A 12,499-nucleotide genomic window follows, 5' to 3' on the forward strand; every position below is an offset into this window, starting at 1 on the left:
TCGCGCCCACAAGCGATTCGTGAGTCTCAACTGATTAAGCCGCTAGTATTATCACGTAAAGTCGTTGTATTATTGCTTTGGAACAAAACTGAAAAGAAGTAACGTTAAAAACCCCTTCTAGCGAAGCTTTTTTTTATCCTTTATACTGAAAAGACCAATTAATCTTCCTAGGAGTTGTCTAACGAATCATGATAAAGAAAGAAGTCGCGCATATACGCAAGCAATTTAAGCTGGATCACGATTTAATGAGTATTTACGATATTCTCAACGTGTATATTATGAAGGAAAGCAACGAGATCTATCATTGGGAGCGCCAGCCATTTGGAATGGTGGACAGAGAGAAGCAGGAGCTGTATATGGGCAATTTCAAAAAACTCCTGACCGGTGAACTGGATCAGAAATTGTTCGAGTTGAAGTTTCAAGCGGAAGCGGAGGAGCCAGCGCAGGTGATGCTTCATCAAGCTTTGGTGACAGGGGATCCAGATGAATGGCAGGACCTGATGCTACTGTTGGTGGACAGAATGATGGCGGATACTCATTATGAACGGGATACGGTGATCACTTTCGTTCGAGGACAGTATTTCCGCCCGACTAAAGATAGAAACGATGAAGCCGAGGAAAGTGAGAAAAACGAACTATTCGCGCATCCTTTTATCCTATGCAGCGTGAATTCCACGGAGAAACAACGGAAGGCTCTCTTGTTTGATTACGTGGAGCGGGAGTTCAAGTACAATGTCATTGTAGATCCGATCGTCAAGTTAAGCACACCGGAGCAAGGTTTCTTTTACCCAAGCGTGACGGACAATTATTCCGATGTGAACCGCATTCTGTATTGTACGGGGAAATCGAACTTTCCAGATCCGCATTTTGTCGGAGAGGTCTTGAATGCCGAAAGATCCAATACGGCTCTGGAAGAGAGAGCTATATTCGAAGACATCGTGAAGGAAGTGGCGGGCGAACAGCTTGATGCAACCACTCTCGCACAGGTGTACGAGGAGATCCATCAGGTCATCGAAACCAACGACGATAAGGAAGAACCTCCAAAGCTCGATTATAGAGACCTGGAACGTGTACTAACGGTAAGTGGCGTTGAGAACGTGACAATGGAAAAAGTGGAACGGGCGTTCGAAACGATCGTTGACGATAAGCATTATGAGATGAAGGCGAGCAGCGTAATGCCGAAATTCACTACCAAATCGATTAAGATCGATACAAAGGTAGCTACGATTTCGGTCAGCCCGCAGGATTTAAAATATGTGAAGCAAGTGAATTATCATGGGAGACGCTGCATTTTGATTGAGGTTGACGAAGATGCCGTGATCGAAGGATTCACCCTTACTACAGAGAATCTTTAGACCGCTTCAACAATGCTATGGGCTATCCTTAAAGTCTTTGAACAAGACTAAGGATAGCCCAATTTGTTTTGTGTCAAATACGGTGATTAAAGATATATTCGATATATTCTTTTGCGCTAGTATTAATTTCTTCATCGCTGGCTTGAAATGAAGCTCCAAAAACAGCAAAGTACGGTAGGGCTTCTGCGCCTACATGTTTGGCACTGGCGTTAAAGGGTGCGATCACTTCGTCTACGGTAAAAGAAACAGAGCCCTCTGGTTGATAATTTTCTTTTTTATCACCGATGGACAGGGCCAGCCCTAACTTTTTCCCGTTAAGCTTGTTCCCGTTTGATCCATAAGCCCATCCGTAAGCCAACACATCGTCAAACCATTTTTTTAATAGCGGCGGATAACTGTACCAATACAACGGGAATTGAAAGATCACTTGGTCATATGTTTCCATTAGATTCTGCTCTCTAGAAACATCAATATTCCAGTCAGGATACTCTTTATAAATCTCATGAAGGGTAATATCGTTGGGATATAACAGCAGTTCTTCTTTCCAGCGCTGGTTGACCCTCGAATTCTCAAGGTTTGGATGCGCCAAAATCACTAGTGTTTTCATGATGAATCTCCATTCTCAGGCCTATATTATTTATGAATATTATTATTATCTTGCAGGTTGTAAAAAAAGAAAATACACACAATAAAGTAAGATGGTTACTTCGAGGTGTGTACTGGACTCCGAAAAAAATATATGCAACAATGAAGTTTTGAGTAAGCTTAATTTGATCAGCATGAACGAGGTGTTATTCTATGAAACAATATCATTTAGGGATAGAGGCAACACTAGAAATCATCGGTGGAAAGTGGAAAGCTTTGATCATTTGCTTTTTGATGTCCGGTGCCAAAAGAACAAGTGAATTACAGCGTAATATTCAAGGCATCTCACAAAAGGTTCTGATCCAGCAGCTTCGTGAACTTGAGAGGGATGGGCTTGTCAAAAGATTCGTGTACCAGCAGATGCCGCCAAAAGTTGAATACAGCCTCACGGAATATGGCGTTACAGCCAATAAGATCGTGGATGTTATGTGTTCTTGGGGAAAAGAAAATATAAAAATAAGACAAAGACGAGGAGAAGAGATCGTCTTGTTGGAGGATACATGTCCTGGAGCAAATTAAAGCAACAACTGGAGAGTTTTCTATGTCCCGCGTTATCCGGCAAGGTTGAATATCGCGCAAGCAGCTACCGTTATTTACCTGATAAATCAGGGAGCTGTTATATTTCGGTAGATAAAAAGAACGTACTTAATATGAATGATAGAACTAACTCAATCAGATGGTATCAGACGGAGCAGGAGATTAAGAATGATTCAGAACTCCAAATTCCAATCCACCCTGAAGACATTGAAGCGGTTAGAAAAGATAGTAAAGGGAACATCCCGGAGGATCGTCTAATAGTCATTGCAAGAAGCAGAAAGATATCAGAAGTTGCAAAGGAGCTTTTGTCAGCACAGACGTCATTAAGTAAATCGAATTTTATCGTTATAGCTAATAAGTTTCTATCTACTTCTATAGAGGAAAGCATAGAGAGCGATGATATCTTATTGAATATTCTGGCTTTAGTGGACAGACGGGTTGGGAAAAAGCGGATTTTAAACATGAGCGAGAAGATGCAGTTAAAGCATCCGATTGTGCAATATTTTTATGAACTACGGCGTAGTACATTGTGAATATAACTAAACTCTCCCTTGCTCAATGGCACCTGCTTCATCCATTATAAATAGGTAATCATCTCCCCCATAGAGCGTATCTTTACCTGTATCCATAAAGGAGAGAAAATAGGATGGAACTCAAAAAAATAAATGACTCTATTTATTATTTGGAAAGTGTCCGAGAAACAGACAGACCTGTTTTGGGATATGTTGTAGGTGACAGCTTTTCAATTATGATTGATTGTGGTAATTCAAAATCGCATTTAGATGCCTTTATAAAGTGTTTAGATGATAACAATCTGCCACGTCCCAAATATGCTTTGATCACGCACTGGCATTGGGATCATACCTTTGGTATGCATGCTTTTGACGGGGAAACTATAGTCTCTTCAGCAACGAATGAGGCACTAAAGCGCCTGAAAGAATGGGAATGGGATGAAGAAGCTGTGGTAAAACGCTTAGAGACCAAAGAAGAAATAGCATTCGCCTATAACTGTATGAAAAAAGAATATGATACGTTTGATAAGATTAAGGTTAGCACAGGAAATATTATGTTCGAGAATGCTTTAACGCTGGATTTAGGGGGCACCACTTGCCAGATTATAAAGGTAGGAGGGCCACATGAAGACGATTCTTGTGTTGTATATATAAAAGAAGCGGGAGTATTATTCGCAGGCGATGCACATAGCGGGGATTATTATCATGGAGAAGGTAAAATTGATCCGATAAAAATGAAAGAATATATTGAGCTTTTATCGACTCTTTCATTTACTACGTATATCCCGGGGCACGACGCCCCTATGAGCAAGGAACAAATCATTCCCTTGTTAAATAGATTTTGTGAGGTCAAGTAAAGGCTAGCCTTACCACATAACAGCTTATTTTATTTGGCGACTTGTTAGGTATGAATTCGGTAGTGTACCGGACGCATGCCTTTTTGTTGTGCCTGATGGGGCAGTTCATAGAGGGGGCTTATTTGCGTTTATTGGGAAGCAGGGTTACGATTAACCATAAGCAGCCTTGCTTCAGACCCCTTCCGAGCTATTAGAAATCTTAGACGAATTATACATCGATGGCTGGGGACTTGTACAGAAAGGGAAACAGAAATGGATAAGAAAATAAGCGTAGAGAATCTAAAACTGACACCACAAAATGATACTTATTATATTGCTTGGAGTATCGGAGTCGATAAGAAGTATAAAAAGCATATGAAAAAAGAAATAAAGAGCCAACTCACAGACGTTCTAGGATCCATGACTCAAAATAATGCTGTGGAGGATATTTCAGTTTACAGTCATAACAAAACAGCCGAAAAACATGGAGAATTCATTATATGGGATTATCTTATCCTAATGCAGATCAAGGAAAAAGAAGATGCCGAAATCATTTTACCTAACTTAAAAAATGTGAATATACCTTTCGTGCTCGAAACAATACGTATGGAGTTACTTGTAACCACACCAAACAGCACGTACCCTACACCAGGGGAAGGCGCGCGAAAACGGCATGTAAAGCCCTTTTATGCAATTGAATATGTCGATGTTCAGCCTAATCATTTAGATGAATTCCGAGACATAATGATTAACAATAACGGACCGGCAATGAAGTACATAATGGAGGAAGCGAGATGGTGTCATAATTTTTATGCATTAGAAACGCTGACTGTCTTCTATCATAATTCAAGTTATCCTACTTGGAATCAGATTCATGTCATAGGTTTGTATTTGGAATCAATTTTTCTATATAAAAAAGATTTCTCAAAAGGGCTGGCACTGACCCACAGCATTTCATTTGAAGAAAACTTTGCGCAGTTAAAGAAGATAAGAACCATGTTATATAAAACGATCGGGAGAAAGATGATCTAGAATAGACCAATGGATCAATGGATCATACCCACCCCGTAAATTCCAATATAGACGCTTTAGCGGATTGTGCTTCGGATTGTGCGCCTTTACGCCATTGTTTAGGTGACTCACCCATAAGCTTGGAGAAACATCGGTTGAAGCTGGATATGGACTGAAAACCGACTTGCTCAGAGATGGAGAGAATGGAATCATCCGTACTTTTTAACTGCTTGCAGGCCTCTTCAATACGGGTACTGTTTAGGAAGTCGAGAGGTGCGGACCCCATAATCTCATGGAATTTCCTGCGAAAATGAGTAGTACTTAGGTGGCACAGATCAGCTAAAAAATCGATAGTAATTGGCATCATGTAGTTTTTAGTGATGTATTCCAGAACGGGTGAGATGACAAAATCGCCCTTCAGGCTATGCTCTGTGTCTTGATTAACCAAGGGTTCATTCCGGGAATGAATTCTAAGAAGCTCTATATAAAGCGATAATAATAAGCCGTAAGCACTTTCTTGATAGTAAGGATTTTTTTGTTTCAATTCCTCTACGACCGATGTCGCAAGGGTATATACCTTGGGATGTTCCTCTTTATTCAAAATACAGTTTGTTCCCTTAATTGCCCACAGATTCGGCTCAAAGTTGCTGTAAGCGCTTTTGAAGGATTGCTGAAAAAGATCCTCAGGCGAAAAAAAGATATAAGACCACAGACTGGCTTCATTCGGCGAACTATAAGTTGTATGAGGGAGATACCTAGGGATGAAGGTCACATCTCCGGCTTTAAAAGGCACAGATTCTCCTTTGATCTCCATGATGCCGCTATCCGAATGGCAAATGCCAATCTCCAAATGATTATGGAAATGCAGATGTTCACTTTTAATATCAGAAATCTTCCAACGTTCACCGCTTAACAGCAAGATAGGAAAGTTTATCGGTAAGCTGTAGTGGCGGTATTCAATGATGGGTTTCTTTTTTCTGGGCATATTCTCAATACTCCCATTCTTATTACGTAGGTTGAGTAGATTATAGGTTAACGTTATATCAAATTCAACTATATAAAGAGAACTTGATATTATACAATTTGAGGAAAAGTGGCGGAGGAGAATCTTGGAACTTTAGGGGCGTAGCGTCCGCCTTTGTCTCCGGATTTCAACCGCTAATAGCGTTACAAATCAAGAAATTCTTACGACAACAGCGGCCGGAAGTCCAAATATTCTCTGTAGTCACGGCTAATTCCAAGATATAGCGAACAAAAGTTAATGGTTGAAATTGCACAGTTTAGTTATGAATATGCTTAGAATCAGACCATTTTACTACTTACAATAGAGTTAGTAAAGCGTTTACAATATGGACGGACAGCTCTCAAGCGCCTTTGGGGGCGTGTGCGAAAGAGAGGAGAAACCAGATGCTTCAATTAACTTATGACAGAGAAGAGATTTTAAGGGTCATCGACAAAGTGGTCAGAAAAACAATGGCGATGGATTTAACATGGGACTGGCCTTGTGGTGTGGCTTATTATGGGGTAACCAGAGCTTATGAAACTACAGGAAATAAAGAGTATTTGGATATGCTTGTCCAGTGGGCAGATGAATATATCGAGCTGGGTCTGCCGGATTGGACGGTAAATACCTGTGCCATGGGCCATATGCTGATCACTTTGTATGAGGAAACAGGCAATCAGAAATATTGGGATATTGTGATGAGCAAAGTAGATTATCTGCAGAACAATGCGCTTAGATTCGGAGATCATGTGTTGCAGCATACCGTCTCTATTTCTAATGATTTTCCAGAACAGGCATGGGCGGATACCTTGTTTATGGCGGCATTTTTCCTGCTCCGTGTAGGAAGCAAATTAAAGGATCAGGAAATGATTCAAGATGCCTTGAATCAATATTATTGGCATATCAAATACCTGCAAGATCCTAGCAGCGGGTTTTGGTACCATGGCTACAATAATGTGAAGCAGGATCACATGTCTGGACTATTCTGGGGCAGAGCGAATGCTTGGGGCGCATACACCATGTCGCAAGTTAAAAAGCTTTTGAAAGAATGGTATCTGTATCCGCAGTGTATGGACGTGGAGTGTTCGCTGCGCGATCAGCTGGCCGCACTCAAGCTGGTGCAAACGGAGAACGGCCTGTGGCGGACAGTACTCGATGACGAGGAGTCTTATGAAGAAGTATCCGCGTCTTGCGGCATTGCGGCTGCTATGATCAATAACGGCAATCCGCTGCATACCAAATATGTGCAAAAAGCCCTAAAAGGTATTTTGAACAATATCAGCGAAGATGGACGGGTACTGGGTGTCTCTGGCGGAACAGCGGTTATGAAGGACCGGGAAGGATACCGCAATATTCCAAAAGACTGGATTCAAGGCTGGGGGCAAGGCTTAGCATTAGCTTTTCTATCCGATATGCTTAAATAGGAGGGATCCAAGTTGTCCAAACAAACAACGGGGGCCTTTACACTGCCGGGAGAATCCGGTTATGAGGCATTGACCCTGGAATTAGCTGAACGTTGGGGTGCCGATGTCATCCGTGACAGTGACGGCACACAGTTGTCCGATGAGATTATCAACGCAGGATACGGCATTTATTCTACAATCTGCATCATCAGAGATCATAACGAATGGGCGTCACAGAATTCAGACAAACTGCAGCAGAGCTTTTTAATAACTAATCCGAAGGTAGCGGTACAAGATTATTTATCCATCTATCTGATGGAGGATTTTTTTGCTGAACAATTCCGAGTGAATGATTCCAAAGAGGCGTTTAAGTACTGGCAGGTTTTTGACCGAACGACGGGCGAAGAGGTTCCAAGAGAACTGTGGAATTATGAGCGGGAATCGGGAAATGTAGTCATTACTGGAATAACGCCTTGGCATAAATACACAGTCAGCTTCATGGTCTACCGGATTTGGGAAGAGATCTCCATGTACAATCACACCACGAATCACTGGGAAAAAGAGCATCTGATGCAGATTGATCCCATCTATGTAGAAACGCAAAAATATTTACTCCATTGGATTGAAGATTGGTGTCGTAAGCATAAGGAAACAACAGTGGTTCGGTTCACCTCCCTCTTTTATAATTTCGCCTGGATCTGGGGCAGTGATGAGCGCAATCGCCATTTGTTCTCGGACTGGGGTTCATATGATTTTACGGTAAGCTCAAGGGCGCTTGATCTGTTTGCCAAGAAATATGGGTATTCGCTCACGGCCGAGGATTTTGTGAATGGTGGGAAATATCGGGTCAGTCATATCCCGGCGCAGCAGCGGAAGCTGGACTATATGGCATTTATCAATGATTTTGTCATCGAATTTGGTAAGCAATTAATTGATATTGTGCATAAGCACGATAAGCTGGCGTATGTCTTCTATGATGATAGTTGGGTTGGCATGGAGCCTTACAATGACCGTTTTGAGGAGTTTGGTTTTGACGGGATGATTAAATGTGTGTTCTCAGGGTATGAGGCAAGGCTTTGCTCTGGTGTAAAAGTAGATACCCATGAGATTCGGCTGCATCCCTATTTATTTCCGGTTGGATTGGGAGGGCTTCCTACGTTTATGGAGGGAGGTAACCCTACGCTCGATGCCAAAAAGTATTGGATTAATATCCGGCGCGCCTTGCTCAGAGAGCCTATAGATCGGATTGGACTGGGCGGATATTTGCATCTTGTAGAGCCTTATCCGGATTTTTGTGATTATATCGAAAAGATCGCGGATGAATTCAGAGAAATTAAAGAGCTGCATCATAAAGGCAAACCGTATCACATTAAGACGAAGGTAGCCATTTTGCACGCTTGGGGCAAATTGAGATCGTGGACCTTGTCCGGACATTTCCATGAAACGTATATGCATGATTTGATTCATATCAACGAGGCTTTGTCCGGGTTGCCGGTTGAGGTGCAGTTCATTGATTTTGAAGATATCCGTAAGGGAGTATTACAAGAGTGTGATGTAGTGATCAATGCCGGCTCGGCAGGTTCAGCATGGAGTGGTGGAGAATATTGGAGTGACCATAAGTGCGTGGACTTACTGACAGAATGGGTTTATGAGGGCGGTACTTTTATAGGTATCAATCAGCCTTCGGCGCTTGATGGTTATGACAGCTTTTTCAGAATGGCACATGTGCTTGGTCTGGATGAGGATACAGGCTCCAAGGTAGCTCATGGAAGATGGACATTTGAGGCTAGAGATGAGCAAGGTTTAGTGCCTGAAGGAGCCAGCATAACACCTAAAAATAACATCTATCTTACGGATGGCTCAGCAGCGGTATTGTGTGAAAAGAGTGGGATGATAACATTGTCCACCCATGCCTTTGGTAAAGGAAAGGGGATCTACCTGCCTTCTTTCACCTTAAGCTTTGAAAATACAAGATTGCTATTAAATGTGATTCGTTATGCCGGGAATGAGTTAAAGGAAACAAAGTACATTACGGATAATTTATATACAGAGTGTGCTTATTATCCAGAAAGTAAAATACTCGTCGTGATTAACAATAGCGACCAGCTTCAAAAAACTACGATTGATACGGAATATGGACAACAAACCCTGGAATTAGATCCGTTTGATACTATTATCCGAACTATTGGCGATTAATCCCATTAAAAAAGCTCAAGCCAGCGGCTAACTTGCCGATGCTTGAGCTTTTTGCTGTGAGGCCTATAGTATCTGTTATCTACTTATTTTGCTTTTATGAATTCAGCAGATTTGATCCCGGCTTGACGACCAAAAATAATGATTTCTGCAACAGAGTTGCCGCCAATCCGGTTTTGTCCGTGTAAGCCGCCTGTAACTTCGCCTGCCGCAAACAGACCAGCGATAGCTTCACCATCTTTATTTAGAACCTCTGTGTTCGTATTGATCTTCACGCCACCCATGGTGTAGTGAATCCCAGGAGCAATTTTAATAGCGTAGAAAGGACCAGTGGACAGGTCATTGTCCATTCCTGTAGTTCTGCCAAATTCGGCATCCTTTTTATTCTTAACGGCGCTGTTCCAAGTATCAAGCGTTGTTGCCAGCTTATCCTCTGGAACACCGATTTCTTTGGCCAAAGCTTCGATGGAATCCGCCTGAATCACGAAGCCCATTTTGTCATATTGTTCAACAGCCTTCACACGGGATTTAACACCGGAATCAAAGACCAGCGTAGCTGCTTTTTCAGGTAGTGTATTGATGGAAGCTGTTACTTTATCACGGGTATCCAATTCATTGGTGAACCGTGTACCTTCACTGGAAACAAGGATAGCGCCTTCCCCACGAACAGCTTCGCCGATGAGGTAGGATTTTTCTTGCTGCACAGTCGGGTGAACTTGGATTTGATCCATATCGACGGTTGTGCCGCCGAGTTTCTCAATCATCTTGATGCCGTCTCCGGTACTGCCGATTTGGTTAGTAGTAACGTAGCCTTCCAAGTCAGGTCTTACTTCGGAGATCAAATCCATATTGGCACCGAATCCGCCAGTGGTTACAACGACAGCATCTGCCGTAATTGTTTTTTCCTCTGTTTGGTTAAAGAGGACCTTGACGCCATTTACTTTGCCATCTTTTTCAGTGATTTCTTTGACATCAGCATTCACGAAAAGTGGGATTTCTTTCTCTTGTACGTTTTTTACTAAACCTTTGACAAGGTATTGACCCACAGCAGAGCCATCTTCAGGACGGTGTGTACGTTTTTCGTTCATGCCGCCTGTAATGGTGATATTGTTCAAGCGGATTCCGATGGAATCCAGCCAATCGATCGCACTCGCGGAATTATCAACGAAGAAACGAAGCATTTCTTTGTCGTTAGTGTCATGGCCACCTTTTAATGACTCTTCATAAAATAAATCATTGCTGTCTTCAATGTTTTGTTCTTTTTGGAATTTCGTTTCAGAAGCGTTCATTCCCGAAGAGGATTTGGTTGTGTTCCCGCCGGCAACCGGCATTTTTTCCAAAATAACAGGGTTCATGCCTTTCTCTTTGGCCTCAAGCGCCGCGGACATTCCCGCACCACCCGCACCGACAATGATGATATCATATTTATCTTTTAATTGATCGAATGGTGTGTAGCTTGCTTCAGATGCCCCGGAGACGGCTTCAACTTCTTTTTTCTCGTTGTTATTACTCTTGCTCTCGTTCACCTTGTCGTTTCCATTACCGCAACCTGCGATAACGAGCATGACAGAGAGGACGAGACTCAGAGCACCAGCTGCTTTCTTTTTCATTGTTAACCCTCCACTTTTATATTTCTCTATTAAGATGTACCAAAAGAACCCGACAAAAAAGAAAGGAAGTATCAGAGGGAGTTGGAAGTGGAGAAGCGCGCGCGTCGCTGTTATTCTCCTAACTTCAAATCTTCTACGGTTACGTCCACAGTTTCCATCGTTATTCTCTTTAGTTCATCTTCTTATTAAGTATACCATCAATCATGACTATTAGTGAAAGTTTTCACAAATTATACAAGTCGTCTATTCTAACATAGGGTAACGAAATATTGAGCGGATTAGGCGGAAAATGGACCATAAACCATATAACTAGAAGATTTGGCGTGAGATTTTCTCACTGTAGAAGTGGTAACTGTCACGGATTAGTAAAGCGGTTTTTGTTCTTCTGGATTTTTAAATGGTAAAATGAGAGTATTGCCTACTAGTCAATCCGGAAAGACTAACATGAGACATAGAAACAAATTCTAATTAATAGGTGAGAATATGGAATTTAATAATGTAATAAAAGAAACAGTAAAAGAAGATAACTATAAAGTATTTGCTTTACTAAGCCGCTATTTGAATAATACCCCCGACTTTATTAACAAAGAAGAAATTGAAGAAATCGTAAACTGTGGTGTATCTTATGAATACGCTTTTGGTTTAATGCTGGCTGCTGCTTTTGGGATGGATACGGTTGATAATGTTGATGATAAGGAATTGTTCAACCAATATTTTAGCAATATGCTTCATAAGCTTGATGCAAATGAATATTATGACAATCCATATTATAAAAATATCAAGATACCAACTATAAAGATTAATAATAGTGAATTAAAATATGAAAAATATAAACCTTTTGAAGGTTTTGTTTGCAATGATATCATCCGGACAGAAGAGGGAAGACAAATTCCTCAGGTTGGTTTTTTTCAAACTGAATTCATGTTCCCGGCTGTCTTGGAGAATGACAGAATCTGGATGACGATCACGCCAAATGAAATAGAAACAATGAAAGAAGCTGTTGATAAAGCGTTTGGGAATGTTCTTACGTTTGGGCTTGGACTTGGCTATTATGCTTATATGGTTTCTGAAAAAGTTAATGTTGAAAGCATAACGGTTGTTGAAAAAAATCAAGATGTCATTGATTTATTTAATAAATATGTACTGCCACAATTCAGTAATGCTCACAAGATCAGGCTTATCCAAGCAGATGCTTTCGAATATGCAGAACAATATATGTCTAAGGAAAAATATGATTTTGTATTTACGGATTTATGGCATGATGTTTCTGATGGAATGGACATGTATTTAAAAATGAAAAAGTTTGAAAAGAAAAGCCCGGATACTGTATTTATGTACTGGATAGAACAATCTATTTTATGTTATTTATAATTTTGAGTTCCGTTAATCTGTTG

11 protein-coding genes are annotated in these 12,499 nt (G+C 41.2%); 8 read left to right on the forward strand and 3 right to left on the reverse strand.

The genetic code is table 11. The annotated features are described in order from the left end of the window. Positions 1-188: 188 nt before the first annotated feature. Entirely contained in the window at positions 189-1,355 is a 1,167-nt protein-coding gene (locus MHB56_RS18045; RefSeq protein WP_076128541.1) for a DUF4317 domain-containing protein, read from the forward strand. A 73-nt stretch (positions 1,356-1,428) separates the two neighbouring features. Here MHB56_RS18045 and MHB56_RS18050 read toward each other — a convergent pair whose 3' ends face one another. Next, positions 1,429-1,962, reverse strand: coding sequence for an NAD(P)H-dependent oxidoreductase (locus tag MHB56_RS18050; protein WP_076302894.1), 534 nt, complete (start codon positions 1,960-1,962; stop codon positions 1,429-1,431). Positions 1,963-2,153: 191 nt separating this feature from the next. Here MHB56_RS18050 and MHB56_RS18055 point away from each other — a divergent pair, with 191 nt between their 5' ends. The 4 genes from MHB56_RS18055 (at position 2,154) to MHB56_RS18070 (ending at position 4,917) form a co-directional block, all read left to right on the forward strand. Then, entirely contained in the window at positions 2,154-2,519 is a 366-nt protein-coding gene (locus MHB56_RS18055; protein ID WP_076128545.1) for a winged helix-turn-helix transcriptional regulator, read from the forward strand. After that, positions 2,501-3,070, forward strand: a complete 570-nt coding sequence (locus tag MHB56_RS18060) for an SF0329 family protein (protein ID WP_076185132.1) — start codon at positions 2,501-2,503, stop codon at positions 3,068-3,070. The genes MHB56_RS18055 and MHB56_RS18060 overlap by 19 nt, the downstream gene beginning before the upstream one ends. Before the next feature lie 113 nt (positions 3,071-3,183). Next, entirely contained in the window at positions 3,184-3,906 is a 723-nt protein-coding gene (locus MHB56_RS18065; RefSeq protein ID WP_076302895.1) for an MBL fold metallo-hydrolase, read from the forward strand. A gap of 252 nt (positions 3,907-4,158) precedes the next feature. Beyond that, the gene (locus MHB56_RS18070) at positions 4,159-4,917 is read left to right on the forward strand and encodes a hypothetical protein (protein WP_076104110.1); all 759 of its coding nucleotides are present in this window, start codon (positions 4,159-4,161) and stop codon (positions 4,915-4,917) included. Positions 4,918-4,939: 22 nt separating this feature from the next. Here MHB56_RS18070 and MHB56_RS18075 read toward each other — a convergent pair whose 3' ends face one another. After that, a complete protein-coding gene (locus MHB56_RS18075; RefSeq protein WP_341143830.1) occupies positions 4,940-5,881 on the reverse strand; it encodes an AraC family transcriptional regulator in 942 nt (313 codons plus the stop codon). Positions 5,882-6,303: 422 nt separating this feature from the next. Here MHB56_RS18075 and MHB56_RS18080 point away from each other — a divergent pair, with 422 nt between their 5' ends. Both MHB56_RS18080 and gnpA read left to right on the forward strand, forming a co-directional pair. After that, positions 6,304-7,323: a glycoside hydrolase family 88/105 protein gene (locus MHB56_RS18080; RefSeq protein WP_076128555.1), complete on the forward strand. Its 1,020-nt coding sequence runs from the start codon at positions 6,304-6,306 to the stop codon at positions 7,321-7,323. A 12-nt stretch (positions 7,324-7,335) separates the two neighbouring features. Then, positions 7,336-9,498, forward strand: coding sequence for a 1,3-beta-galactosyl-N-acetylhexosamine phosphorylase (gene gnpA, locus MHB56_RS18085; protein WP_076302897.1), 2,163 nt, complete (start codon positions 7,336-7,338; stop codon positions 9,496-9,498). 83 nt (positions 9,499-9,581) lie between these two features. On the opposite strand, the gene MHB56_RS18090 is transcribed toward gnpA, so the two are convergent. After that, entirely contained in the window at positions 9,582-11,105 is a 1,524-nt protein-coding gene (locus tag MHB56_RS18090) for a flavocytochrome c (RefSeq protein ID WP_076302898.1), read from the reverse strand. 483 nt (positions 11,106-11,588) lie between these two features. Here MHB56_RS18090 and MHB56_RS18095 point away from each other — a divergent pair, with 483 nt between their 5' ends. Further along, positions 11,589-12,476 (forward strand): spermine/spermidine synthase domain-containing protein, encoded by an 888-nt coding sequence (locus tag MHB56_RS18095; protein ID WP_341143831.1) that lies wholly within the window; start codon positions 11,589-11,591, stop codon positions 12,474-12,476. Positions 12,477-12,499: the final 23 nt, after the last annotated feature.

The organism is Paenibacillus sp. FSL H8-0315, from assembly GCF_038005365.1.
Classification (GTDB): domain Bacteria; phylum Bacillota; class Bacilli; order Paenibacillales; family Paenibacillaceae; genus Paenibacillus_AQ; species Paenibacillus_AQ odorifer.